Annotated in this window: 25 protein-coding genes; 7 read left to right on the plus strand and 18 right to left on the minus strand. The window is 50.4% G+C overall.

The features are described 5' to 3' along the window. Positions 1-34: 34 nt before the first annotated feature. A complete protein-coding gene (locus D4L85_RS21605) occupies positions 35-301 on the minus strand; it encodes a DUF6496 domain-containing protein (RefSeq protein ID WP_119756254.1) in 267 nt (88 codons plus the stop codon). 289 nt (positions 302-590) lie between these two features. Between D4L85_RS21605 and D4L85_RS21610 the strand changes: the two genes are divergently transcribed. Next, positions 591-809, plus strand: a complete 219-nt coding sequence (locus D4L85_RS21610) for a hypothetical protein (protein ID WP_119756255.1) — start codon at positions 591-593, stop codon at positions 807-809. A gap of 10 nt (positions 810-819) precedes the next feature. On the opposite strand, the gene D4L85_RS21615 is transcribed toward D4L85_RS21610, so the two are convergent. Beyond that, positions 820-2,976: a tetratricopeptide repeat-containing sensor histidine kinase gene (locus D4L85_RS21615; RefSeq protein WP_119756256.1), complete on the minus strand. Its 2,157-nt coding sequence runs from the start codon at positions 2,974-2,976 to the stop codon at positions 820-822. An 841-nt stretch (positions 2,977-3,817) separates the two neighbouring features. Between D4L85_RS21615 and D4L85_RS21620 the strand changes: the two genes are divergently transcribed. The 4 genes from D4L85_RS21620 (at position 3,818) to D4L85_RS21630 (ending at position 7,096) form a co-directional block, all read left to right on the plus strand. After that, positions 3,818-4,354: a YciE/YciF ferroxidase family protein gene (locus tag D4L85_RS21620; RefSeq protein WP_119756257.1), complete on the plus strand. Its 537-nt coding sequence runs from the start codon at positions 3,818-3,820 to the stop codon at positions 4,352-4,354. A gap of 106 nt (positions 4,355-4,460) precedes the next feature. Then, positions 4,461-4,631, plus strand: a complete 171-nt coding sequence (locus D4L85_RS34490) for a hypothetical protein (protein ID WP_160143904.1) — start codon at positions 4,461-4,463, stop codon at positions 4,629-4,631. Between the two features lie 224 nt (positions 4,632-4,855). Beyond that, the gene (locus D4L85_RS21625) at positions 4,856-6,460 is read left to right on the plus strand and encodes a DUF6377 domain-containing protein (RefSeq protein WP_119756258.1); all 1,605 of its coding nucleotides are present in this window, start codon (positions 4,856-4,858) and stop codon (positions 6,458-6,460) included. Positions 6,461-6,643: 183 nt separating this feature from the next. Continuing rightward, positions 6,644-7,096: a hypothetical protein gene (locus tag D4L85_RS21630; protein WP_119756259.1), complete on the plus strand. Its 453-nt coding sequence runs from the start codon at positions 6,644-6,646 to the stop codon at positions 7,094-7,096. Between the two features lie 77 nt (positions 7,097-7,173). On the opposite strand, the gene D4L85_RS21635 is transcribed toward D4L85_RS21630, so the two are convergent. The 4 genes from D4L85_RS21635 to D4L85_RS21650 form a co-directional block, all read right to left on the minus strand. Continuing rightward, positions 7,174-7,671, minus strand: a complete 498-nt coding sequence (locus D4L85_RS21635) for a DinB family protein (protein ID WP_119756260.1) — start codon at positions 7,669-7,671, stop codon at positions 7,174-7,176. 353 nt (positions 7,672-8,024) lie between these two features. Further along, positions 8,025-8,429, minus strand: a complete 405-nt coding sequence (locus D4L85_RS21640) for a response regulator (protein WP_119756261.1) — start codon at positions 8,427-8,429, stop codon at positions 8,025-8,027. A 300-nt stretch (positions 8,430-8,729) separates the two neighbouring features. After that, positions 8,730-9,293, minus strand: a complete 564-nt coding sequence (locus D4L85_RS21645; RefSeq protein ID WP_119756262.1) for an SRPBCC family protein — start codon at positions 9,291-9,293, stop codon at positions 8,730-8,732. A gap of 51 nt (positions 9,294-9,344) precedes the next feature. Then, on the minus strand, positions 9,345-10,184 hold the full coding sequence (locus D4L85_RS21650; RefSeq protein WP_160143905.1) for an AraC family transcriptional regulator: 840 nt from the start codon (positions 10,182-10,184) through the stop codon (positions 9,345-9,347). 200 nt (positions 10,185-10,384) lie between these two features. Between D4L85_RS21650 and D4L85_RS21655 the strand changes: the two genes are divergently transcribed. Continuing rightward, positions 10,385-11,833, plus strand: coding sequence for a tail fiber domain-containing protein (locus tag D4L85_RS21655; protein WP_119756264.1), 1,449 nt, complete (start codon positions 10,385-10,387; stop codon positions 11,831-11,833). Between the two features lie 303 nt (positions 11,834-12,136). Here D4L85_RS21655 and D4L85_RS21660 read toward each other — a convergent pair whose 3' ends face one another. The 9 genes from D4L85_RS21660 to D4L85_RS21710 all read right to left on the minus strand — a co-directional run bounded on the left by D4L85_RS21660 (position 12,137) and on the right by D4L85_RS21710 (position 20,698). Continuing rightward, a complete protein-coding gene (locus tag D4L85_RS21660; protein ID WP_119756265.1) occupies positions 12,137-12,922 on the minus strand; it encodes a DUF2490 domain-containing protein in 786 nt (261 codons plus the stop codon). 21 nt (positions 12,923-12,943) lie between these two features. After that, positions 12,944-13,657: a porin family protein gene (locus D4L85_RS21665; RefSeq protein WP_160143906.1), complete on the minus strand. Its 714-nt coding sequence runs from the start codon at positions 13,655-13,657 to the stop codon at positions 12,944-12,946. Between the two features lie 6 nt (positions 13,658-13,663). Continuing rightward, positions 13,664-14,164, minus strand: a complete 501-nt coding sequence (locus D4L85_RS21670) for a glycine zipper domain-containing protein (protein WP_119756267.1) — start codon at positions 14,162-14,164, stop codon at positions 13,664-13,666. A 13-nt stretch (positions 14,165-14,177) separates the two neighbouring features. Next, positions 14,178-14,672, minus strand: a complete 495-nt coding sequence (locus D4L85_RS21675) for a nuclear transport factor 2 family protein (protein ID WP_160143907.1) — start codon at positions 14,670-14,672, stop codon at positions 14,178-14,180. 439 nt (positions 14,673-15,111) lie between these two features. Then, the gene (locus D4L85_RS21680; RefSeq protein WP_119756269.1) at positions 15,112-16,188 is read right to left on the minus strand and encodes a formylglycine-generating enzyme family protein; all 1,077 of its coding nucleotides are present in this window, start codon (positions 16,186-16,188) and stop codon (positions 15,112-15,114) included. Between the two features lie 345 nt (positions 16,189-16,533). Further along, positions 16,534-17,811, minus strand: a complete 1,278-nt coding sequence (locus tag D4L85_RS21685; protein WP_119756270.1) for a helix-turn-helix domain-containing protein — start codon at positions 17,809-17,811, stop codon at positions 16,534-16,536. Between the two features lie 441 nt (positions 17,812-18,252). Beyond that, positions 18,253-19,476, minus strand: coding sequence for an RNA polymerase sigma factor (locus D4L85_RS21695; protein ID WP_119756272.1), 1,224 nt, complete (start codon positions 19,474-19,476; stop codon positions 18,253-18,255). A 38-nt stretch (positions 19,477-19,514) separates the two neighbouring features. After that, positions 19,515-19,874, minus strand: a complete 360-nt coding sequence (locus D4L85_RS21700) for a YciI family protein (RefSeq protein WP_119756273.1) — start codon at positions 19,872-19,874, stop codon at positions 19,515-19,517. A gap of 230 nt (positions 19,875-20,104) precedes the next feature. Further along, positions 20,105-20,698 (minus strand): dihydrofolate reductase family protein, encoded by a 594-nt coding sequence (locus D4L85_RS21710; RefSeq protein ID WP_119756275.1) that lies wholly within the window; start codon positions 20,696-20,698, stop codon positions 20,105-20,107. Positions 20,699-20,935: 237 nt separating this feature from the next. Here D4L85_RS21710 and D4L85_RS21720 point away from each other — a divergent pair, with 237 nt between their 5' ends. Continuing rightward, positions 20,936-21,769, plus strand: a complete 834-nt coding sequence (locus D4L85_RS21720) for a GNAT family N-acetyltransferase (RefSeq protein WP_119756277.1) — start codon at positions 20,936-20,938, stop codon at positions 21,767-21,769. 75 nt (positions 21,770-21,844) lie between these two features. Here D4L85_RS21720 and D4L85_RS21725 read toward each other — a convergent pair whose 3' ends face one another. The 3 genes from D4L85_RS21725 to D4L85_RS21735 form a co-directional block, all read right to left on the minus strand. Next, the gene (locus D4L85_RS21725; protein WP_119756278.1) at positions 21,845-22,435 is read right to left on the minus strand and encodes an HPP family protein; all 591 of its coding nucleotides are present in this window, start codon (positions 22,433-22,435) and stop codon (positions 21,845-21,847) included. A gap of 126 nt (positions 22,436-22,561) precedes the next feature. Then, entirely contained in the window at positions 22,562-22,864 is a 303-nt protein-coding gene (locus D4L85_RS21730) for a DUF1330 domain-containing protein (protein WP_119756279.1), read from the minus strand. Positions 22,865-23,084: 220 nt separating this feature from the next. Further along, positions 23,085-24,005, minus strand: a complete 921-nt coding sequence (locus tag D4L85_RS21735) for a helix-turn-helix domain-containing protein (protein ID WP_119756280.1) — start codon at positions 24,003-24,005, stop codon at positions 23,085-23,087. Between the last annotated feature and the right edge of the window lie 39 nt (positions 24,006-24,044).

A 24,044-nucleotide genomic window follows, 5' to 3' on the forward strand; every position in this document is an offset into this window, starting at 1 on the left:
ATCATTTGTCAATACATTCGAACTTTTGACTTCGTTAGCGACTGGACTTGCGGGCCGTTTTCCGGGTAATTCTTTTCGCTGTTTTTCGCGCACCCTTTTTCGCCGGACGTCCCATCCGTTTCGCACTGGTCTTTTTAGGAACTTTGGCGCCGGCCGCGCGTGCCTCGGACAACCCGATGGCGATGGCTTGTTTACGGCTCGTCACCTTTTTGCCACTGCGTCCGCTCCTCAGCTCTCCGGTTTTGCGCTCGTGCATGGCGCGTTTCACCTTGCTTTGAGCTTTCTTTCCATACTTTGCCATAGACTTTGTGTTTGGTGTTGATAAGGGATATGAAAAAAGAATGCCAGTGTTGAAATGGGCATGTTCAACACCAAAGGTTTGCCCGGCTTTCAGCCATGAGGCATCTGTGAATTCAGAACAGACGTCTCGGATGTTGTATTTGGAAAGTGGAATTTTTTTCACGTATCAGAAGTAATCTCTACACCCAAAGCCGGTTTTGCCCTTCCTGAGCATGCCGCAAGTAACTTTGCGAGCCCATCAGCCCCTGTATGATTTTTGAACGACGAACTATAGTTAAACTATAAGGACCATGAAGAAGGTAAATATTCTGTTGATGATGGCGCTATACCCAGATAACTTCACACCTAAAATACTAGAAGGCGAAGTCATGGAGTGGATAAAGGATGATAATTTTTTTGCATTCCCTTATGATAACCCCATGTACAAGCAAAACATGAAGCGACTCAAAGGATATCACTATTTACAACGGGTAGATGTGTTTTATGCTGCGTTGACCTGTAACAACTGAGGCGGTGATCCTATTTTGTTTCCTTTTCCACGCTGCCGTTCACAGGCAGGCAAGTGATGAACTCGGCGCCCTTTCCATCTTCACTCACCACGCGCAAAGAGCCCTGGTGATTGTTGATGATCCCCAGGCTGATCGATAACCCCAGACCGGTGCCTTTGCCAACTTCCTTCGTCGTGAAAAAAGGATCCATGATCTTCCGTTGAAGGGCAGGGGGGATGCCGGGACCGTTGTCGGAGATACTTATTTTAATGACATCATCCTGAAGCGCCGTAGAAATGATCAGGTTCCGTGGCCCTTCAACTTTGCCCAGGGCATAGATGGCGTTGTCGATGATGTTCATAAAGACCTGGCTCAATTGCACGGCGCTGGCTAGAATAGGGGGCAAGGTTTTATAATTTTTGATGACGTGGATATTGCCCTCTTTCAGCTTGCTGTTGAGAATGGTCAGTGCCGCTTCCAGCGTTTCGTGAACGTCGATCTTCTCCAGGCCGCGCGCTTGAGGGGACGAGAAAAAAAGCAGGTTCATGATGATCTTATTCGTCCGTTGCACGCCATTGGCAATGGTGGTGAGGATGTCGCGGATATTCTTTACGGCTTCGGTGAAGTTTTTCTGTAATACCGAAGGATCGTCGGCCGCCTTACTCAGGTCGTCGATCTCGCTGGTCAGTGCTTCGACGCCGCCGGAAATAAAATTCAAAGGGTTGTTGATCTCATGGGCAATGCCCGCCGTGAGCACCCCCAACGAAACCATTTTTTCGGATTGCACGAGATGTTCCTGGGCAATTTTCAGATTCTCGATCGATTGTGTCAATTCCTGTTGATGACGCTCGATGACTTCATTTTTTGCCATCAAGGCGCGATGGGAGGCTTTCTTGTTTTGGTAGGCTCCATAAATAATAACCAGCAGAACAATAAACGTAACGATGGAAGCGATCAGTACATTGCGCTGGAATTTGTTGCGCGCCACTTCGAGAGCGAAGATCTCGTTCCTGGCTTTGAGTAAATTTATTTCAGCGTCTCGCCATTCCATTTCTTGTCGTATCGCATCGCGTTCGAAGTTGGCCTTCTCCTTACCCAGAAAAAGCGAATCGCGGATAGCATTGAGTTTTTGCAAGGCGAACACGGCGCTCTTGTAATTTTCCTGTGCATTGGAAAGATCGGCACGCGCTTGCCAATAATAAAGCCTCACGTTGTTGTCTATGCTGTGGGGCAACAACAGCTTTGCCGAATCCAGATAGACTTTAGCTTCGGGATAACGTTTCATCAACGTCAGCACGCGGGCCACGGTGGCAGCCGTGTGGCAGGCGTCGGAGAACTGATGGAAGGCCATCGCGGTCCGGTATCCGAACTTGATTTCTTCCAGCGCGTCGGGATAGCGTTTTAACTTGATGAACAAGTTTGCTTTGCTCCACCGGATGATGCCAAGCCATACAGGGTTATGGAAGTCGATGGCCAATTGCACTGCTTTATTATACCATTCCAGGGATGCGTCCAGGCTATTGCTATAGAAGTAACAAAGTCCCACAGTGTTATGCGCGCTGATGAATTCGGCGGAGTCCTGCTTTTCAGGTTTTTTTATGGTCCTGAAGTTTTCGATCGCCACTTTGGATTGTTCGATGGATCGGGAATAGTCATTTTCGATATAGTAAATGATAGAGAGAAAATAGTTGCTCCGGAATAATCGCCTTTGATCACCCACGGCACGAAACAAAACGGCGGCCTCCTGTATTTTTTCCTGTGCCTCGGGGAGCAAGTTGATGGCTTTATAAAAATAGCTGATGTGCAAGGCCATCCATCCCCGCGTTGGCTTGGAGCAGGATTGCGCGAGCGCATAGGCGGCATTGAAATTTCCAAAGGCTTCTTTTATGCTACCTTTTTCAAAGTAAAGCTGGCCTAAGGCCGAAGTTGTTTTCACAACGACATCGGTTATTCCCGTTTGTTTAGCCGCCAGCAACACGGCTTGACCGTGCAGGATACTTTCCTCAAAAGGTAATGCAAGGGCGTGCCGGTAGAGCGAGTCCAAAAATGTTTCGAGGCTATCATTCTTCAATACGGCAAACTTTCTTTTCAAGACGTCTTCCCTCACATCTTGCGCGGCGGCTGGCGTTGCCCAGGAATTAAAACAAAGAAGGAATGCGATTATGGCGAGTGTTCGAAGCGGGGTCATGTAAAAGAAAGGCGTTGTGCGTTGTCTAACTTAGCACCTTCGCCTGTCAAATGCAATTTTTTTGTAGTGTAAACGCTTGGCAGGGTCAGCCGATACGTAAGACCAACGGAAGATCAATTTTGTAATGGACGAAACTTTTTGACGCATTGGCTTAGATCAACCTAAACCAATCGATGGGATCTCGGGTTCATGGGATACGAAAACGGCAACCACGGGCAACCCAACCTGTCTCGGTTTTTGGAACGATATGAATAAATTTTCAGATGACGATCATTCGCGTGTTGACCAATGAAAAGGAAAGAGGCTGCGGTCACTAGCATGTAGTGAGAGCAGCCTCTTAGCATCGAGTCCTATCATCCGCTGAGTATTATCTCTCGCTTCTGTTCTCCAGGTCGCTTTCCGATGTCGTGTTACCGACTCCTTTTTTACTTCCTGGGAGTAAAAGACCGACGCTTATCGAAGTCCAACCATCGTGCCAATACCAAAAACAAGGATTGCCCTTCATACGGACTTATAATGCCGTAACAACGGTGTGGAAGTGTTTCGTTTATTCTACCCTCAGGGGAAAAAACTCTACGCTCGCTGGTCCATAGCATTGCCAGAATCGCATCTGAGGTATGCGCATCAGATTGGCACGCTCGTGGCCGGACCAACGCAAGCCGCCTGGCGAGGACTAGCTTTTTGTCTGGCAGGGATAATTATTGTCGGCTATCGTGTATAATGTATACGCTTGTTGATATTCTTCCTCAGGGTCAATCGCAAAAAGTTTTTTTCTGGTCTTCATCCCTGCGTTATTCTCAGGCATGAATTTCGCCATAGCTTCCAAAAAACCAGTTTACATATGAAAAAGACAATGCCTCTTTTGCAACGGGAATCCGTCTCCGATCACACCTCTAAACTCGAAAGACTTTTTGAAGACGAATTGAAGGACATTTATTGGGCTGAGAAGGCACTTGTCAGGGCATTGCCAAAACTGTTGCGCAACGTCACGTCCGAAGAGTTGTATAAGGTGCTCGAGGATCACCTCACCGAAACGGAAGACCAGGTCGTGCGCATTGAAGGCGTTTTCGCAACGTTGGGGAAGGAACCCAAAGCCAAAAAATGCGAGGCCATGGCCGGCCTCATCCGCGAGGCAGAAGCGATCATGAGCCATACCCAGCTCGGGGCGATGCGCGACGCCGGCATCATCTCGGCCGTTCAGAAAGTGGAGCACTATGAAATGGCTTCCTACGGCACCTTGCGCACCTTTGCCAGCACACTGGGGTTGGATAAGGCTGTGAGCTTATTGCAGGAAAACCTCGATGAAGAACGGGCCGCCGACAGCAAACTGTCGGAACTGGCCGTATCGGCTATCCATTTCGAAGCCGCTGAACGATGATCTTTGCTTTTAGTGTATAGACCCGCGTAGGGTATCCGTTACTCTTTCCGAACGGGTACCACGCTTTTCGCCTGATCGTTTGCCAGAAAACAACAACCAGATAATTATGAAAACGAAGGAGAAATCAACTTCCGAAAAAAGGGCCGCGGGAAACCGGAACATGGCACTGGCAAAACCGGTGTCGCGCGTGGCCCCGAAAGTGCGCAAGACCCCCGCGCCGGCTACGCCCTCCAAGCCCTCGAAAAAGAAATGGGACCCTGCCGCCTTATATTTCTGAGCGGCGTTCCTGATCGATAATTGTCTTTAGTCTTTTAAATAATCCGTCAACCCACCAAAACGTTATGTTCTTCCTCGCAACGAGAATTCAGCCGCCAGATTGCAAAGACGCAAGGGAAAGTGCAAACGAACAAAAGCACCGTTGCAGTTAACTTTGCGTCTTTGCAACTTTGCGGTTAGTCCTCCAAGCGCTACCTTGTCTCCCCAGTTGCCCCAAGAAAATCCATGAAGAGTCCCTGGCTGGTCGCGTTGCTTTTTTGCCTTGCCCTGAACGTTTCCGCGCAAAGCAACGACAGCCTTATTGCCGTTTTAAAAAAAGAGATCGCCCAAAAAGAAGTATACGTTCAGCACAAGCTCGATGTCATTGCCACCCTTCGCCAATCGCTGGCGCACGTGAGCCGCCTCACCTTGCCCGAGCAATTCGAGCTCTACAATGCGCTCTATCATCAATACAAGGTATTCATCAACGATTCGGCCTTCAAATACGCCACCCGCCTCATCGAAACCGCCGGCAAGCTCAAAGACAAGTCGCGCCTGGGTTATGCCCGGGTGAAACTGAGCTTTATCCTCAACTCGTCGGGCATGTTCAAAGAAACGTTCGACTCCCTCAATGTGGTGGAGCCGCGCTACCTGGACGATACCACCAAGGCAAACTACTATTGGCTGGTGGGTAAAGCCTATTCCGACCTGAACATATACAACAAGGGCAACCTGTATGACGCCTATTACACCAACCTGTCGCAACGCTATTTCGACTCGGCCCTGCTGTGGTGTCCAGCCAAATCCTACCTGCATTATTATGTGACGGCCGTGAAAAACGGGCAGGTTCACAACTACCAGAAGGTGATCGACACCATCGAAGAACTTTTCCGCACCCAAACGCTGACCCACCCCAGGCAGGCGGTAAACTATTATGACCTCGCCGCCGCCTATCGCGGTGTGAACGACCCGGAAAAAAATCTCCGCTGCCTGCTGATGTCCGCTTTGTGCGACGTTCGTGCCGCCACCAAGGAAACCGCCGCCACCTATACGCTCGCGCGGCTGCTCTATGACCGGGGCGATGTGGCAAACGCCTATGTGTTTATCCGGCAGGCCTTGGATGATGCCGAATTCTACGGTGCGCGCCAACGCATGGTGGAAATCGGGTCCATCTTGCCCATGGTGGCATCCGCCGCGTTGAACCAATCCGAATCGCAACGCAGGCTTTGGTTGGGCTATGGTGTGGGGTTGTCGGTCTTGTTTGCGGTGCTGGGATTGTTCGCTTATGTCAGCCTCCGCCAGCTCCGGAAACTGAAGGCCGCCGAGCTCACCATCAAGGAGGCCAACAACACCCTGCAGGAGACAAATCGGCAACTTACCGAAGCCAATAAGATCAAGGAGGAATACATCGGCTACTCGTTCTCCGTCAATTCCGAATATCTGGAGAAAATGGAGTCGCTCAAACGGTCGGTCGACCAAAAATTAACCCACAAAAAGTACGACGACATCAAATTCATCGTCAACAACATCAATGCCCGGCGCGACCGGGAGGAGCTCTACCACAGTTTTGACAAGGTGTTCCTGAAACTGTTTCCCGATTTTGTAAAGACCTTCAATTCGTATTTCCACAAAGAAGACCAGTTCGTCACCAAGGAAGGCCAGCTGCTCAACACCGAGTTGCGAATCTTTGCCCTCATCCGCATGGGCATCACCGACACGGAGGACATTGCCCGGATCATGGACTATTCTGTCAACACCATCTACGCCTACAAGACCAAAGTCCGCAACAAATCCATCCTCCCCAACGAAGAATTCGACCGGAAGATCATGGAAATACAACCCATCGCCTAGAAACCGGCAATAAAGCATTCATATTTTTTTGTGATGGACAGTCGTTCAATTTACTGACAGTCATTTCTTTACTTCCAACAGGGTGCAAGATTTTTCTATATTCTTTTCATACAAGTTGAAAATAGGAAATAGGGAGACGTGATTTGATCATACAACGCAACCACTAACCCCAACCCCAACCGTATGCCGAAAGTATTACCCAGACAAAAAGGCCGGAGGATCGAATTCATCGGCGACTTCACGAACGACTCCATTGTGATTGGAAACTACGGCGATGTATCCCTGGTAGCCCGCGGCAACTTCAACCTCTCGGGCCTCATCTATTGCGGCAGGAACACCGTTGAAATGGAAATTGCCGGCGATGGCCTGATCGCTTTTAAAGGCGTATGCAAGAAACTTATGATCAAACGCGTGGAAGGCAACTGCGTCATCGATCTTAGCGATCTTACCACCCAGAGTGTGTGGTGCGAATCCGCCCGGGGCAAATCGATCGTCACCCTCGGCCGCACCCGGACCATCGAACTGCTGAGTTTGGATGAGGATGCGCTGGTGCGCTACGAAGGCAAACCCCTGCTGCTCAACTACTCGTTGCGGGGCAATTCAAAGATCGAAAATTGGAAGACAGAGCCGGCATAAAAAGGGCAGACGGCTAACGCCAAAACCCGCGGGCTAGGGAAAGCCGGCGGGTTGGATTAGGTTGGTCGAAGGAGCGCTTAGCGTTCCCAGAAATGCGGGGGCTCGATTCCCAGCGAACGGAGATACACATAGCCCTGCGCACGGTGATGGATCTCATTGTCAACCGTGTAGAACGTGATCCAATACACGGGGCCTTCCCAGGCGCCAAAAGCTTTGTCCATCTCCTGGAGTCTTTCGGAGGTCACCTGAGGCCAGAACCGGTTCAAATCTTCGGTCACGGCATCCCAAAGGGCAAGGAGCTCCGCACGCGTGGAAGCCTGGTATTTTTCACTCTGGGCTTCATAGTTCTCCCATTTTCCCGAAACGATGCCCTTAATACCACCGCCGGCCATCTGGATCATTTCCAAAGCCAGTTCCGAAAATGGCCGCATACCCCCGACAGAATAGGTAAAAAGCTTATCCTCGGGAAAAGCGAGGATCGTACGCCGTGTAAGGGCGCGGTGACCCTGCCAATGGGCCAAAAACGCCGGAATGCTGATAACAGAGGATTGTGCCTGAAGGGTTGTTGTTTCCATAAGTAGTTTTGTTTTGTTTCTGAAGTAAAGGAACGAACAGCTGGTGACAGCCCTATGTCAGGATGGGAGGGGAATCTTTATAAAAAGTGAAAATAATTTTTAAGGGAGGGGATTATTGTGGAATTCAGTAGCCAGTAGCCAGTAGCCAGTAGCCAGTAGCCAGTAGCCAGTAGCCAGTAGCCAGTAGTCAGTAGTCAGTAGTCAGTAGTCAGTAGCCAGTAGCCAGTAGCTAGTAGTCAGTAGCTATTAGTCAATAGTCGATGGTTCAAGATATGCTTTTCTTGGACGGCGACGAAAAACTGGGAATATTGAAAACGGTTGCCCACGCCAGTCTACCACGCTGGCCCTATTGCTCAATTGTCTAGAAAACTTGCGAACCTTTCGATCATATCCTTTCCCTCCTGAACGGTGCTGGGTTTCACCAGGTAATCAAGGGCACCCAAACGCAGCGCTTTGTTTCGCTCGATGTCGTTTTCGGACGTAGACAGAATGATGACCGGAATTTCTTTGAGGCGCGGCAGTTGTTTCATCAGCGCAAGGGTTTGAGCGCCGTCGAGTACAGGCATCAGCATGTCCAATACCACCAACCGTGGCAGATCCCCAGGCTCGGTCACGGAATTGAAGTAGGTCAGGGCCTGTTGACCATTTTCCACAAAGATCACTTTATCGGCAATTCCTTTCTCCTGGAAATAGTCCAGCAAAATGAGGTGCTCTTCCGCATCGTCGTCCACAATCAGTATTTGATGGTCATTTTTCATAGATAACCAGGCTTTTTGACAGCAAGAACTACCTGAACGGAAACAGGTTGTTGAAAAACGCGTGACCGTTCTGTGGAGGAAGCGCAGATATCGTGCCGTGAAGAATCAGGAGCCAGTAGTCAGGAGCCAGTAGTCAGTAGTCAGTAGTTAGTACCTAGTAGTCGGTATTTAATTTGTGAATCACTAGTAGTTAGGTGCCGGACCGTATTTCTATTTCTATTCTATTCATATTTTGAATCCAAGCTCCTAACCCGTGAATCCCTGGCTACGGACTACTGAATGCCGAGCACCAACTCCTGACTACTGACTACTGACTACTGAATGCCGAGCACCAGCTCCTGGCTCCTGGCTCCTGTATCGATTGATCTCCTCCTCCCAATCCCGCAATTCATTCGCATACATTTTCAGAAGCATAACCTGGTTGATCTCGTTTCCAAACGAATTATGCCCCGTGAAATCATAGGTAATAGTTGCTTTCGTTTTGTTTTCATCGTGTGCGCTGCAGGTAATGGTGATCGTCCAATGACGGTTTTCGGTATAGACGAGATATTGGATGAGGTACTGGCGGTGGTCATAGCGGGTAATGATCCAGGTGAATTTTTTCTCTCCGTGGCCCTGGGTTGCAAAAGTTGTTCCCTCTTGGATGGTCTCGGTTTCGGGATAGATCAAGATGGGTTGCCAGCCTTCGGACCATTTCCTTTCTTCGAATGCGCCGAACAATGGAAAGACCTGGTCGGGTGGGCCGTTTAGGATGATGGTGGCACTTTTTGTGATTCGCTCGGAAACGAAGTCCGACTCTTTCAGGGGTTGATGGCAGGAACCCAGCAGGGTGGCTGCGCTAAAAATCGTGATCAATTTTTTCATGCCCCAAACTAGCGATGGGGTGAAAGAGCGACTTGTCGAAAATTGGTTTTTTTATTTCCGTAATGCCGAGGGGACGCATCCATATCTTCTTTTGAAAAGATGGCTGAACGATGCGGGACTTTGAAACCCGGCGGCATAGCAGACTTCCGTGACGGAAAACCTTCCGGCTTTCAATTGCTGGTAAGCCTGTTCCAGTCTCAGGCTGGTCAGAAAGTGATGCGGTGTCATGTGCCTCATTTCTTTAAAGAGCTTCAGGAAATGGAATCGGTTCATGCAGGCCGCGGCGGCGATCTGGTCGAGGGAAATTGTTTCGGAGAGGTGTTCACGCATAAATTCCTCCGCTACAAAAATTCGCCGGTAAATTTCTTCGCGCGTTGAACGCTTTATGGCCTTCAGATTTTCTAACCGGTTCCGGGTGTCATGGAGCATTGGGAAAAAGCCGAGTAAAATTTCAGCCAGTATTTCATCTTCTTGAGATGACTGCAAGGTGGAATAAAGCAGATCACTGATGTGAGCATTCATCAAAAAAGGAACAGCAGGAACAGATAGCGTGGCCGATGTTCCCGCAAGTCCGTCATCCAATAGGGACTCAGCAGAACTTGTGGCGGTTTGAAAGACGTGCGTCACAAAGGTCTGGTCAAACGCAATGAGGAAGGTTTGCAGGGCGTGCTTTTTTCTTAGATCGATTTCCAATTTGTCGCCCGGATTCAGCATGTAGAAATGACTGTCCGACGCCGTTACCTTCCGGGTGTTCAAAACATATTGGCCCGACTCTCTGAAATTGGCCACGAGCAGGTGAGGTGTTTCATGTGTTGGGTAATGATAATTTCCGCGCGTCGTGGAGAAGAACACGTGATTCTTTGAGAAGTTGTGCGTGACAACATCTTTCATGGCGGATGCAGGGAGGTTATGGTGAATCATAAATTGCCAGGCAATATAAGTAAGGCTTCGTCTGAAAAAATCAAATCAATGATCGAGTTGTTCGCCCCTGGGTCCATCTACCGGAAAGGGGGTATTCAGGATCTGTCTTTTTATACGTATTTTAAATGTTGTCGACTATCCTTTTTCTAAACCTTTAAAAACCCCTCTTTATGAAAACGAAATGGACCTTGGCTTTGATCTTTTTTCTATTGGTGACTGTTGCCCGTTCACAGACTAACACGAACCTGGGAACGAATGCGGGTAATGCAGGCAGTGAGAATACATCGATTGGCTACTTGGCGAACAACCTCGTGACCGGCACCTTGAATGTCAGCCTCGGTTCGTATGCCGGATACCAGCTGACGACGGGAGAAGGCAATACATTTCTTGGTCGCGCCACGGGAGCGTCCTCGACGAACGCGCACTACAATACGTTTGTCGGATACAACGCCGGGTATTACAATACGGGCGGTCACTACAACACATTTGTCGGCAGTAATGCCGGATTGAATCACACCAACGGTACGAACAATGTGTTCGTGGGATCAAATAGCGGATGGAGCTTGACCTCGTCGTCTAACAACATCGCCATCGGTTATCGCGCGCTGCTCCTTTGCCAGACGGGAAGTTACAACACGGCCACGGGAACAGAAGCATTGTATAACACCCTTGCCGGGGGCAACACCGGATACGGGTACCAGACACTATGGTTCAACACGAACGGCTACGGCAACACCGCCTGTGGAAGTGGAGCCCTGGTGTTCAACACTACGGGATTTAACAATACAGGACTCGGTTACAGGGCCACGATGAGTGCCGGTATCGGAGACGTGCAAAATAGCACGGCTCTGGGCGCCGAAGCCACCATCACCGCTTCCAACCAGGTCCGCGTTGGCAACGCCAACGTTACCAGCATTGGAGGTGTGGTCGGCTGGTCTATCGTTTCCGACGGTCGCTTCAAGAAAGACGTTAGGGAAGATGTTTCAGGACTGGATTTCATAAACGAATTGCGTCCCGTCAGTTATTCACTCGATATTCCGGCGATGGATAAATTTATCGGTTTACCCGACAGCGTAACACAGGCAAGAACAGCTGCCCGAAAAAAATCAACACGCACCACGGGCTTTGTTGCCCAGGAGGTTGAGGCCCTGACGAAGAAGGGCGGCTATGTCTTTGACGGCGTCGATGCACCTCAAAACGACAAGGATCACTACAGCATTCGCTACGATCTGTTTGTGGTGCCACTGGTGAAAGCGGTACAAGAGCTGTCCGCAAAAGTAAAAGAACAACAAAACCAGATCGAGGAGTTGCTGAACCAGGTCAATACACCAGGCAATGTTAACCCAAGCGTTGGTAGCAAGTCCGTGCTTTATCAAAACATCGCCAATCCCTTCTCATCCGAGACGGAGATCAGGATGCTCATTGCCGAAAACGTGGGCAGTGCGCAACTCATTATCTATAATCTTGAAGGTGCCCAACTCAAGTCGATCGAGGTGAAGGGCAGGGGCGAGCAAACCGTTAAGATTTCCGGCAATGAGTTGAAGGCGGGGATTTATGTTTATGGTTTTATTGCTGATGGGAAGATTGTGGATACGAAGCGGATGGTGCTATTGAAATAACAGAGGTATCACCAGTGAGCCATGCCATACGCGATATGTTCGATAAGAGTCGGACTAAATCCTTAATTTCCAGCATGCCATCATGCTATCCCGCTTCGGATCTTTGTTCGGATGGTGTTCGGATCTTGTTCGAATCAGGTTCGGGTTACTTTCGGCATAGCTTCAGTGTAGATTCGACATAGATTCGACGTAGCTTCGGATAGGGCTTTGAGTCAGTCCGGGTTGCGCACCTGGAAAATGGCCTGGCGATGACCGTGGCGAATGGAATGTGTGGGAATATGTGATCACCATTGAAAACGAACTCTAATTTCCTACACCTACCACTGGCGATGGCTTCGCTTTGTTGATAAAGTGCTTAATCCTGATCCTGAAAATATTGTCGGTGCTGCTATAATCATCACTGATCGCCTCGCGCGATAACTGGAGCATATAAATAAACTCGAAGCGCCACGTGTAGCTGAGCCGGTAGCCCAACCCAAACCGGGCGCGGAAGCGGTTGGCGAAGCGTTCACTCACATCGTCTTGAAGTTTCCAGAGGTATTCTACATCGGCGATGAGGTAATACATTTTGTTCTGGAAAACGTCTTTCGCGTTGAGGGGAATGAGCGACTCCAGCCTGAACCGGGGACGCAGGGTCTTGTCCCATTCCTTGGTTTCTACGTTCTGGAAATTGCGTTGCTCCAGGCGGGCGAGAAAGCGTATGGGAACACGCCGGTTTGGGTTGAAGTGGATGCGTGTGCCCACCATGGGGCGGATCTCGAAGGTGTTGTAGTCTTCGGTTTGCCAGGTGTAGGAGAACGTGCTGCCCACCATGAGGTCGATGTGAGCGGTGAGTGAATATTCCAGGGTGGGAGCGTAGTCGAGCGCGCGCCACCGCGGGGTGTTCAGCAGGGTGCTGTAGGTAACGACGTTTTCCAGGTTGAAGACGTTGGCCATGGGATACTCCAGAAAGTATTCGAGCCAGAGTTGTTCGTTGGTCTGCGCTGCCGCGGGGTGTTGTGGGAAGAGGCATGCGATGGTCAGCAGCAACCGGTGAAGGCCGGTGGAGAGTTGGCGTTTGGTTTCGGTTTGTCTAACGCTTGCGGGCATGGTGTCGGGTGGGCGGTCCCTTCATTTTCCTTTCTCGCTTTTTTCGTCATCGTTGCCTTTGATAAACGGAAATTCCAAACTCAGCGAGAACACGCTGTTCACATTGTTGTCACCGTTCAACAAGACGTACGAAAACCCGCGGTAGTAGCGCGCCTGAATATTGATACCCTTGCCGTCGCGTTGAGTCGACAGGCGATAGGTGGCGTTGACGGCCATGCCCCAGTCGACCTCGTGAAATTGGTCTTCGGAGTTCTTGGTAAACGTGCCGGGCGATCCTTCGTAGATCCGCTTCGCCCCGGTAAGAAAATTGACTTGCGGCCCCAGCCCGAATTGCCAGCGGTTGGTGGGCCGGTAATGCAGTAGTACGGGGAACTCCATGTATTTCGACCGCCATAAGGTCTTTACCTCGTGAAAGGCCTCATCGATGGCCGGGTCGCCTGTCACCAGCGATTCGGTGGATTGAAATCCTTTGTAGCTGAACGGTTTAAATTCAGGAATCAGGTACCAGCTTTTCCCCAAGCGAATGTTGGCGCCCAAACCGAAGTGGGCACCCAGTATTGCTTTGCCGCCGGGATAGTTGGTGACGTTGCAGACATTAAATCCGCCGATCAGGCTGAAGTTGAAATTTTCGCTGGCCACTTTGTCGCCGAAGATCATCACAAGAATGGCGGCTTGCCCGTGAGAGAGGGTACATGCGGCAAGCGTCAGAAAAAAGGTCAGTAAAAATTTATTCACATCCGGTTATTTCACGGTATACGACTTGCCCTCCATGCAGGCGGAGAAAGCTTTCTTGAAGTCGTTCATCAATGCCTGCGTTTGCTGTTGCGCGGCCTGCTCGTTTTTCTGTTGTTGCTGCGCGTCGCCGACCTTTTTGGCGCGACGTCCCGCCAGTCCTCCCGCTACGGCCCCGATGGCTGCGCCCTTGCCTGCGTCGCCGGCGATGGCGCCGATCGCTACGCCTGCAGCAGCACCTTTGGCCGCACCCACTACAGCTGTGCCGTCGGGCGATGTATCCACTTTGGCGGCTTCCACCTTGGGCGGATTGACAGGATCGACACCCGTTTGTCCGACAGCCCACTGGTAGCAATCGTATTCATCTTTCGACTGCGTTTGTGCCGATTGTTTGTTCTTCGGAAACACATACAAACCCAGGCTCTTGGCCATCGATGTCGTGGGCTGGTCGGCTTGCGCCTGGCACAGCACGGCGGCGCACAGGGTAACTAAAGTTAATAAAATTTTCATGGCGATTTTTTATTTAGTGTGATACCAACGTAAACTCATAGCCCAGTTGTCGCAATACATCGGCTTCGTTGTAGAAGGTGCGGCTGAGGGTGATCTTGCCGTTCTCGATCCGGTAGACGGCGTTTACGTTGAGCGACACCGGGCCCCTGCCATCTTTGAATTTGATGACCAGGTGGCACCAGTTCGAGACATAATTCCCGGGGTGCGGGCCGTCTTTTAGTTCGGCGGCCAGGTTTACCGAACGCGTATAGTCGATGGACGCATACAGGTTCTCGGTCAGGTATTTCCAATTTTCTACCGCCATTGTCTTGTTGGTGGAATCGGCTACGGAAGGACCGTATCCTTTGTAGTCGTCCGATAGAAATTCGGTCATGGCGTTCGCGTCTCTGCTTTGAACGGCTTTGATGTAGCGCTCCACCACCGCCACGTTTTCTTGTCTGATCTTCTCCAGCGGATCGGTGCGGGGAGCGCACGCGACGACGAGTAAACAAACATAGATGATTTTCATAAATAAGGTATTTAACAAATTGCAAAATCCGATGTCATGCGAAGAATGCGCACGCGACGGCAGAAATTCTACAGCGCCGTGCATCCATCCCAGCCCATCCAAAGCGCCGCCGGTTTTCCCGCAGCGAGCCCACTGGCGGGACACGCGAAAATGAAAACAGCCGCTAACCGCGACGCTTTGAATAGAGCTCTAAACTTATAGATTCGTCAAAACATGACGAGGAAGACCATTACCGGCCTTGCAAAGAGTTTGTAATTCTTCGCACGGATCCTACGTTCTGAATCACAAAAAAACTTGACGCCGTCCACGAAGCACACAGCACAAACCAATAGCCCGCCCCAAGAAGCTTTTCCAACTTGAGAGAGAATTCTGGCTACTGACTACTGACTACTGGCTACTGAATGCCGAGCACTAGCTCCTGGCTCCTGGCTCCTGACTCTTACGGTTCCTGCAACGCCGAAAGCGTCTGCTCCGATGAATCCGCCACACACCTGAATCCCACATTCGACGATCCCGAATCAAACGCGGTCCCTTGTCGCGCGCTAGGCCGGTAGTTAACGCAATACGTAGAGGTACACAAGAACGACCCCCCGCGACTCACGCGCTTCTGAGAATAGGGGTCCTGGGGATCATAAGACTTCGCCGGCCCGCGTGGATTCACGCTTACGCGCGACGCGGCCAGGGTTTTGTAATAATTCACATCGTACCAATCCTGGGTCCATTCCCACACGTTGCCAATGATGTCGTAGAGTCCATAAGGGTTAGGAGGGAAGCTTTTCACGGGCGATGTGCGTTCAAAGCCGTCCTCTTTGGTGTTGCTCACGGGGAAGCTGCCCTGATAGGTGTTGGCCATGAACTTGCCGTTGGGCGTCACCTCACTGCCCCAGCTGTACCGCTCCTGTTGCTTGCCGCCACGCGAAGCAAATTCCCATTCGGCTTCGGTGGGCAGCCGTTTGTGCGCCCACTTGCAATAGGCGATGGCATCTTCGTAGGCTACGTGCACCACCGGGTGATTCCACCGTCCTTCCAGGGTGCTGCCCTCTCCTTCGGGGTGACGCCAGTCGGCGCCGGGCTGCCACTTCCACCATTGCGAATAGTCGTTCAGGATCACGGGTTGGGAAGGTTTTTGGAATGTGAGCGAGCCGGCAACGAGGAGGCTATCCGGCGGTCTGGGTACGCCAGGCGCTACTTGTTTTTTTAACTCCTCCCAATCGGGTTTGCGTTCGGCGACGGTCACGTATTTTGTGGCGTCGGTAAAAGCTTTGAATTGTGCGTTGGTCACCTCCGTCTCGTCCATCCAAAACCCGCTCACTTGCACGGTGTGCGCAGGGCGTTCTTGCTCGTAGGATTCAGGGTCGTCGGTGCCCATGATGAACTCGCCGCCGGGAATCCACACCATGCCCGGTCTTTTTTCAGGCGCACGATCGCCACGGCCTTCATCCGTCGATTTCCCGGAATGGCATCCGGAGATTGCCACCAAAACGGTCGCGCCCACAATACCCGCGAATAGTTTCATACGTAAAAGATTGAGTGCCCAAGAAAGTTACAAAAAAAATCCCGCGACGTGGAATGACGGCGCGGAGCGACCATTCAAATATTGAAGTGGCGTGTCCAATTTCTTGTTGGTGAAGAACACCAACAAGGGCCGGTGGGGCGATGGCTACTGACTACTGAACGCCGAACCCCAAATTCTGGCTCCTGGCTCCTGGCTTCTGGCTCCTAATTACAACGCCTCACCCGAGCTCCTTCCTGCAGCAAGGAGTCCGAAGTGAGGTTGCAATAAACCCAACCGTATTGGACCGATCGGATGCCGGTCCAGGATGGAACGTTAAGATAGAATATCGTCTGAAGAAGAAGCCCATTACGCGTTTTGTTTATGCCCAGTTTTTTTAAGACTTGGCAATTGCACAAGCGATTTGATTTCCCGGAGATATTCGGAAGGGGGTAGGCCGGCAAATTTTTTGAAGGCGGTCGTAAATGAGTTTCGGTTGCTGAATCCACAGTCGTAGGCCAGCCCTTCTAGTGTGAGCACGTGGCCGTCGCCCTTTTTCATGCGGTCCATGCAATATTCAATGCGGTGCTGGTTCAGGTAGTCGTTGAACGATACGCCAAGGTAGCGGTTGAGCAAAGACGAGAGTTGGTAGGCCGGGATGCGAAGGTCGTTGCTTAGATCTTGCAGGGAATAGCCCTGCCGCAGGTAGGGTTGCGTGAGCATGAGCGCTTTCAGCTGCGTGGTGATGATGAGTGCTTTCTCAGCGTCGATCAATTGCTTGTGCTCGTGTTCGGGCGCGGGGTCTTCACGTTGCTGCACGGAGTCAGGAGAAGTGCGCGATTTATCCAGTGTCGGGTTCACGCGAATTTTGCTGGTCGAAGGGAGCGTTTGCATTTCCTGCACATTTCCATACAAGATGCTGGGATGGGTGAACAAGGCAATAGCGGTGAAGATGATGTTGCCGGCCACGGTAAGCTGTATCAGGACGGTTGATGTATCGGGAGAAGTGAACCATCCATAGAAATAACAGAACACGGGGATCACCTGCAAAACGCAATAGGTGATGAGCCAAATTCTCCAATTCTTATTCGCCTCCGTTTTTGCAAATTGTTCGTGATGGTAATACGTTATGACCAGTGCGATCTGCAGCGACCAATACACCACGAACTGCAAGCTCTGCGCCGGGAAGGGGAACCCTGCCGGAAACAACCATCCTTGGGCATACGGGTTCAGGTGATGAAGGTTGATCAGGTCCTGTTGCAGGACCAGTTGTTTGTCGGCGGAGGAAAGCCAAAAGAATGGAAGGCAATCCACCAAATACAAAAACGCAGGTACCAGATGAAGCAAATCGATGACGCGGAATTTTTTACCGGCAATGGCCGAGCGCACATACAGATAAGAAAAGGGTATGTAGAGAAGTGCCAGCAGATTGCCCGTGCGATAGAGATGGGGCAGGCTGGTGATCCATCCGGTTTCCACCAGGAATACGACCACGAGGGCATAGGAAATACTTGCCATCGACACCGCCAGGTATTTGTTGGGCGTCGTCAGATTTTTGGGGTAGCGCCACAAAACATATGATGCGACGAAGCCCAGTGTGAACGCGACGATCTGTACGACAGCGGTAAGTTTGAAATACGTTTCCATAATAACACAGATTTTGAGAGCGTGAATAATTATGGAGTCTTGAAAAGCGCTACTCTCAATCTGAGCGATGGCAGGAAATGTATTTCGGCGGGCCGCAGCAATCTGCTAGAGGCCCGAAAAGATAGAGGGTTTTCATTTTCGGTTGAGGAATTATTGCATAAACAATATAAGCAAAATCCTGAAGCCTTTGGTGATGTTTTCGCGGCTTTCCGGCACGTTGTGCTGACAATCTTTGACAGTGGTAAGGCCTCGTCAAAAAACCAGCACCGGGCTGGACACGAACCGTCTGGTGGTTAGGAAGTTCAACACGGCGCAAAAGGAGAACAGGGTAAGCCGCGGAGAAGAACTTTGCTGCCAAGAAATCGAAATTCTTGACAAACTCACCAGCCTAAACCGATTGGTCATCCCCGGAATTTTGTACTGTGACAGCATGGTTTCGGATTAAAAGGCATCCAGCTTCTTTTGAATGGCTTGTTTGTCGGCCGGTGTTTTAGCCAGGGTCAGGGCTTGTTCGTAGTGGCGTTTGGCTTTGGCAGGGTCGAGGTCGGTGTACAGGTCGCCGAGCAGCATGAAGTAAAAATGATTGCCCGTAAGTTGCAATTTTTCGGCTTCCACAAGCGCCTGTCGTTTTCCATTGGCCCGCGAAAGCGCATAGGTCCTGTTCAGCGCCGCCATGGGTGAGTATTCAATTTGCAGTAGCTGGTTGTAGAGCTGCAGAATGTTTTCCCACTTTTCTTTCGTGCTGTTCTTTTGTGTATGCCAATAGGCAATACCCGCCTCCAGGTGATATTTGGAGAGTTTGTTTCCGCTGGCAGAGCGGCTCAAAAAATAGCCCCCCTTGTTGATCCACTCGGTGTTCCAAAGACTGGTGTCCTGGTCTTCATAAAGGATCAACTCGCCGCTTTCCGTCAGCCGCGCATCGAAGCGGGACGTGTGAAAACACATGAGTGATAGCAGGGCGTTGGCGGCCGGTGTGTTCGTGATCTTGTTTTCCACCAACATGGTGCAAAGCCGCATCGCCTCCAGGCAAAGTTCCTTGCGCACTGTGCTATTTTGGCTTACCGAATAATAGCCTTCGTTAAATAACAAATAGATCGTAGTCAGCACCGCGGCCATCCGCCCCTCCAACTCGGCTGCGTCGGGCAACTCGATCTTTATTTTTTGTTCGCGCAATTTCTCCTTGCCCCGCAACAACCGCTTGTTGATCGTATCCTTGTTGGTGATGAATGCATCGGCGATCTCCTCAATACCAAACCCGCAAAGAATACGCAGCGCCAACCCCACCTGCGCCTCGGTGGGAATGGCCGGATGACATACTGCAAACATCATCTGCAACTGACTGTCGTTTATGTTTTGAGGTGACAGATCGATCTCAGCTTCCAGTGAACTCGTCGCATCTTTTACAACCGGCACGATTTTGTTTTCATACACGTGATTCCGCTGCAAATACGTTTTAGCCTTGTTTCTTGCCACATGATACAGCCATGCCGTTGGATTAGGAGGGACCCCACCGACGCCCCACGCCTGGGTCGCCGTAAGAAACGTGTCGCTGGCAATGTCTTCCGCCACCTCGATCTGTTCGAAGCCAAAGCGCTTGCTGAGCACCGAAACAATTTTCCGGTACTCGATCCTGAACAAATGCGGTATCAATTCGACGTGATCCATAGAAAAAAAGCGCCCCACAGAATGGAGCGCTTCCAGCTTTATTTTTTATTGTCGTGCACCGAAACTACTTTGCGCACCTCGACACTGTTGCCCGCGCCACCCAATATAGGGCACTCCTTGGCCATGCGCAAAGCATCCTCAAAGTCACTCGCCCGGACAGAGATAAACCCCGCCAGCGATTCCTTGATATCCACATAGGGACCATCGGTAACTACACTAGGATGCTTTACGACTTTCCCTTCGGTAGAAAGTCCAGTGCCACCCACAAACTTGTTCTGAGCAGCAATGCCGCCTACCCAGTCCTGGTATTGTTTCATATAGACTTGCATTTGCTCAGGAGAAGGCTGGATTTCTTTGGTGAGAATGTCAAGACGGAATAGTAAGACGTATTCTTCCATATTGTATGAGATTTTTGAATTGTAAGATAGTTAAAGAGGGACGAGGTAGAAAGAAATTTGAACCGCCCTCCTTCGCCAAAGTTTCGGCGGGCAAGAAAATAGACGCAAAACCTGCTCTCGTCCCTGTTGGTGTTCACCCGCCCTTGTTGGTGTTCTTCACCAACAAGAATTGGACAGGCCATTTCAATATTTGAAAGGTCGCCATGCGCCATCGTTCCATGCCAGCCCCATCACACCTGCCCCGCCGGTCTCCCCCCAGTATCCCGTTTCCCAACCAACGGCACATAATTCAACAACACCACCCCGCTTTTAAAATTCTTCACCGAAGTCAACGTCAAGTCAAGCATATGCGTCATCCCTTTGAACGCCGGCGTTCCATCACCGAGCGCGACGGGGTCCAACATGAATTGATAAGAGTCAATAAGCCCTTTGCCGGCCAGTTGAGTTACAATGCTGCCACTGCCCAGGATCGTAATGTTTTTGTCGCCTTGTTTTAGGGTGCGTACGAAGGCGTCGATGTTGTCATTCACGAGTTGGCTGTTGTTCCAGGTGGCTTTTTTCAGGGTTCGGGAGAAGACGATCTTTTTTGAATTGTTCATGCCCTCGGCTACGGCCGGCACGCTTTGTTTGGCTTGCTCGGTGGGCCAATAGCGCATCATCATTTCGTAGGTCACACGTCCGAACATGAGGATGCTTTCCGTGCTGGCGGCGTTGGAGGCAAATTCGCTTTCTTCCTGGCCGTGTCGATGCCAGCTGATATCGTCGTTGAGGCCTTTGTAGTAGCCGTTGAGGGTGATGAAATTGAATACCGATAAGTGTCCCATGATGTTGTTTGTTTTAGTTTTTCAATGATGTTTATCAATCCCTTATCAAATGAGAAGTGGGGAATGGGACAACGGTTTGGAAATTTTTTTAAGAATTTCCGAAAAGCCAAAAATTCGGCGCGAAAGGTGGTATTTGAGGGATTGCGGAATCGCCTCAGCCGCTTTATTCATGACAAACGGCAGGTGCGAAATGTTTATAATTCCTATCTTCCCTTAGAAAAGATTTCCTGACATCCTATGGAATCGTCACAGCAACCCCTCATCTCCCACGCCGAACCGATCCTTCCCGTAGCCGACATCACGGCCACCGTTGACTACTGGCACAAGGTGTTGGGGTTTCCTGAAAAGTGGACCTGGGGTGAGCCCCCCAATCATGGTGGGGTAGTTTGGCATGGTGCGCACGTGCAGTTCACACTCAATCCTTCGCTCGCTGCAGTTTCCGGTCCGCAGGCCATCTTCATCACGGCGCGGCATATCCAGTCCTTGTATGCGCTGCATCAATCCAGGAATGTGGAGATCGTGTCCCCGCTCGAAAATAAACCGTGGGGCATGGCGGGTTACATCGTCCGTGAAATGAACGGCTACTACATCAACTTTGGCGGGGCGTTGATCGGCGATCACGAACACCGTCATGGGCGTGCACCCGTGCCGATGCGCATCGTTCACAGATCGCCAACACCTGCGGAATACTCCTGGCTCAATGTCGCGGTGGGCTGGTCAAAGTCAACCAACGCCGAGGCATTGCCGGACATCCTGTCTTCGCCTGTGCATGCCGTGGTGGCCGAACACACCCAGACCGGCGAGGCCATCGGTTGCGCCCTGTTGTTAGGCGACAACGCAAGTTTGTACTATGTCAAGGACGTGATGGTGCATCCTGATTGGCAACACCGGGGCGTGGGCACCGCCATGATGGAGGAACTCATCCAATGGTTTGATACCAACGCGCCACACAACGCACTGGCCACCCTCATCACCGGTGAGAACCTCGCGCCATTCTATCAGCCGTTGGGATTCACGCCTGCATTTGGCATGATGCGCTGGTCGCGTAAACCGGGATCAGATAAAAAGTAGGTCTTGGACACCGGAATAGGATGGACGTTTGGTAAAAGCGTTGACGTCATTTGTTGAAGGGAAGCAAACGGGAGATCAGACTTTTTGCTTCAGATATTTTCGCTTCCACACTTTATACCAGTGCTTGTTTTTCGGATAGCTGCGATGGGGTGTGGCATTGTTGCACAACAGCGCCACAAAAAAAAGAATGAGCACGCCACTCAACACCGGGCTGAGCACATACCAAAAACCCAGCGCCTGGATCTTCTCCGACCCAATATTGGCGATCAGCGCCGTAGCGCCACCGGGAGGGTGAAGGGTTTTCGTCATCTGCATAAACACAATCGACAAGGCCACCGAAAGAGCCGAAGTGAACCAAACATCGCCAGGAACGATCTTGTGCACGAGCACCCCCGTGAACGCACAAATAACATGACCGCCGATCAGATTCCGGGGCTGGGCCAGGGGGCTGTTGATGATGCCGTAGATCAACACGGACGAAGCGCCGAAAGAACCGATCAGGAAAAGATTGTCGATAGGAGCCAGGTTGCTGTTGAGCCAACCGATGACCGCGATACCGAGAAATGCACCGATGAACGTCCAAAAATGTTCCTGGAAATCCACGAGCGTTTCCTGGTAAATGATCCGGCGGGCCTTAAAAATGTGGCGTTTGACCTTTCTTTTCACGGCCGCAAAGATAAGGCTATGCCGCGCATGCGCGTGAAAAAAATGGGGCTCGCGACTAGGGGTTTATACGGATAGATGATCGGGTGGAACTTCAGCGCGTGTAAAGGGAAAATCGAGGTGACCCGTTTATAATTTTGTCCCCTGAATTAATATAGACGATTTTATGGATTGTTCCTTCAAATGCAAAAACTTCTTTCGCTCTTCATCGTGTTTGAAGTTCTCAAAATCTTGTTCGGTGTCAAATTCTGCGAGATGAATTTCGTAGGGTCTCTCGATCTGGTTTTCTATGAAGGTGTCGGGGGTAGGTCTCACCCGGAACAAAAGTCTGCCGTTGTATTTTGAAATGGTGGGGATGGCTATTTTCTCAAATTCGTCAAAGACCTTTTCTTGTCCCGGGATGATGTAGATAAGTTGCGTTACGAAAATCATTTTTGTTATGCTTTGAGGGAGTGATTTTGGTGATCAGGAGATCAGATGCAAGAAAACTTCTCACCGGAGATGATTTCCTTGTCTTCATTAATTACCAGATTTTGACGGATAAATCAAAGCCCGCAATCAAAAATCGACCAAGTTTGCCACGTGGCGCCTAGACAAAGAATATTTTGGCGATGGCATAAGCGCCGGTAACCCAAATAGGGGAGTGGTTTTGTCAGTTAAAAGACTGCCGGAATTCCAGAGGTGAGAGATTGGTTTTTGTTTTGAACAACTTGCTAAAGGACTGCGGATGTTCAAACCCCAACGCATAGGCGATTTCGCTCACCGACAAATCGGTGGTGGATAGTTTTTCTTTTGCCTTTTCGATCAGCTTCTCGTGGATGTGTTGTTGCGTACTCTGTCCTGTCAATACTTTAAGCAAGCCCGACAGATAGTTGGGCGATACATTAAGTCGTTCGGCAACGTATTGAACCGTGGGTAACCCTTTGTTTATTAACGCATCATCGTTAAAATATTCCGTAAGAATATCTTCCAGGCGATGGAGGATTTTATGGTTGGTGATCTTGCGGGTTATGAATTGACGCTGATAGAATCTTTCGGCATACGTGAGCAACACTTCCAGCTGCGCGATGATGATGTTTTGACTGAATTTGTCAATGTTCGAATGATACTCCTGCTTAATGTTTTGCACAATGCCGGCCATCGTTGCTTCCTCTTTGTCGGAAAGAAACAGGGCTTCATGTACCGAGTAGTCAAAGTATTCGTATTGCTTTATGGTTTTGGCTAACGGCGTGTTCCACAAAAAATCGGGATGGATGAGTAAGATCCATCCCGACCGTTTTGTATCCGCATCTTTCCCAACCTCAATTCCAAAAACCTGGCCGGGTGATATAAAAAACATGACGCCTTCATCAAAATCGTATTCCTGCTGGCCGTATTTTATTTTGGCATTGAAATTTCTTTTCAGCGCGATAGAATAAAAATCGAATACCCAGTTGATCGGATTGTTCTCCACCGAATGCTTGATGGATTCATAATCCACCAGGCTGATCAGCGGATGTTCCGGTTTGGGCAATCCCCTCACACGGTGAAATTCGCTTATCGTTTTGACCCGGTAAAGTTGCTTGGCTGGCATGCTGCGATGATAGTTACTTTTTGTTGAGGTTGTTGTATG

It is taken from the genome of Chryseolinea soli (genome assembly GCF_003589925.1).
In the GTDB taxonomy this organism is placed as follows: Bacteria; Bacteroidota; Bacteroidia; order Cytophagales; family Cyclobacteriaceae; genus Chryseolinea; species Chryseolinea soli.

Excerpts from the sequence above, each read along its gene's own strand:
- D4L85_RS21605 (WP_119756254.1), bottom strand. The coding sequence starts at position 301 with ATGGCAAAGTATGGAAAGAAAGCTCAAAGCAAGGTGAAACGCGCCATG.
- D4L85_RS21610 (WP_119756255.1), top strand. The coding sequence starts at position 591 with ATGAAGAAGGTAAATATTCTGTTGATGATGGCGCTATACCCAGATAAC.
- D4L85_RS21615 (WP_119756256.1), bottom strand. The coding sequence starts at position 2,976 with ATGACCCCGCTTCGAACACTCGCCATAATCGCATTCCTTCTTTGTTTT.
- D4L85_RS21620 (WP_119756257.1), top strand. The coding sequence starts at position 3,818 with ATGAAAAAGACAATGCCTCTTTTGCAACGGGAATCCGTCTCCGATCAC.
- D4L85_RS34490 (WP_160143904.1), top strand. The coding sequence starts at position 4,461 with ATGAAAACGAAGGAGAAATCAACTTCCGAAAAAAGGGCCGCGGGAAAC.
- D4L85_RS21625 (WP_119756258.1), top strand. The coding sequence starts at position 4,856 with ATGAAGAGTCCCTGGCTGGTCGCGTTGCTTTTTTGCCTTGCCCTGAAC.
- D4L85_RS21630 (WP_119756259.1), top strand. The coding sequence starts at position 6,644 with ATGCCGAAAGTATTACCCAGACAAAAAGGCCGGAGGATCGAATTCATC.
- D4L85_RS21635 (WP_119756260.1), bottom strand. The coding sequence starts at position 7,671 with ATGGAAACAACAACCCTTCAGGCACAATCCTCTGTTATCAGCATTCCG.
- D4L85_RS21640 (WP_119756261.1), bottom strand. The coding sequence starts at position 8,429 with ATGAAAAATGACCATCAAATACTGATTGTGGACGACGATGCGGAAGAG.
- D4L85_RS21645 (WP_119756262.1), bottom strand. The coding sequence starts at position 9,293 with ATGAAAAAATTGATCACGATTTTTAGCGCAGCCACCCTGCTGGGTTCC.
- D4L85_RS21650 (WP_160143905.1), bottom strand. The coding sequence starts at position 10,184 with ATGAAAGATGTTGTCACGCACAACTTCTCAAAGAATCACGTGTTCTTC.
- D4L85_RS21655 (WP_119756264.1), top strand. The coding sequence starts at position 10,385 with ATGAAAACGAAATGGACCTTGGCTTTGATCTTTTTTCTATTGGTGACT.
- D4L85_RS21660 (WP_119756265.1), bottom strand. The coding sequence starts at position 12,922 with ATGCCCGCAAGCGTTAGACAAACCGAAACCAAACGCCAACTCTCCACC.
- D4L85_RS21670 (WP_119756267.1), bottom strand. The coding sequence starts at position 14,164 with ATGAAAATTTTATTAACTTTAGTTACCCTGTGCGCCGCCGTGCTGTGC.
- D4L85_RS21675 (WP_160143907.1), bottom strand. The coding sequence starts at position 14,672 with ATGAAAATCATCTATGTTTGTTTACTCGTCGTCGCGTGCGCTCCCCGC.
- D4L85_RS21680 (WP_119756269.1), bottom strand. The coding sequence starts at position 16,188 with ATGAAACTATTCGCGGGTATTGTGGGCGCGACCGTTTTGGTGGCAATC.
- D4L85_RS21685 (WP_119756270.1), bottom strand. The coding sequence starts at position 17,811 with ATGGAAACGTATTTCAAACTTACCGCTGTCGTACAGATCGTCGCGTTC.
- D4L85_RS21695 (WP_119756272.1), bottom strand. The coding sequence starts at position 19,476 with ATGGATCACGTCGAATTGATACCGCATTTGTTCAGGATCGAGTACCGG.
- D4L85_RS21700 (WP_119756273.1), bottom strand. The coding sequence starts at position 19,874 with ATGGAAGAATACGTCTTACTATTCCGTCTTGACATTCTCACCAAAGAA.
- D4L85_RS21710 (WP_119756275.1), bottom strand. The coding sequence starts at position 20,698 with ATGGGACACTTATCGGTATTCAATTTCATCACCCTCAACGGCTACTAC.
- D4L85_RS21720 (WP_119756277.1), top strand. The coding sequence starts at position 20,936 with ATGGAATCGTCACAGCAACCCCTCATCTCCCACGCCGAACCGATCCTT.
- D4L85_RS21730 (WP_119756279.1), bottom strand. The coding sequence starts at position 22,864 with ATGATTTTCGTAACGCAACTTATCTACATCATCCCGGGACAAGAAAAG.
- D4L85_RS21735 (WP_119756280.1), bottom strand. The coding sequence starts at position 24,005 with ATGCCAGCCAAGCAACTTTACCGGGTCAAAACGATAAGCGAATTTCAC.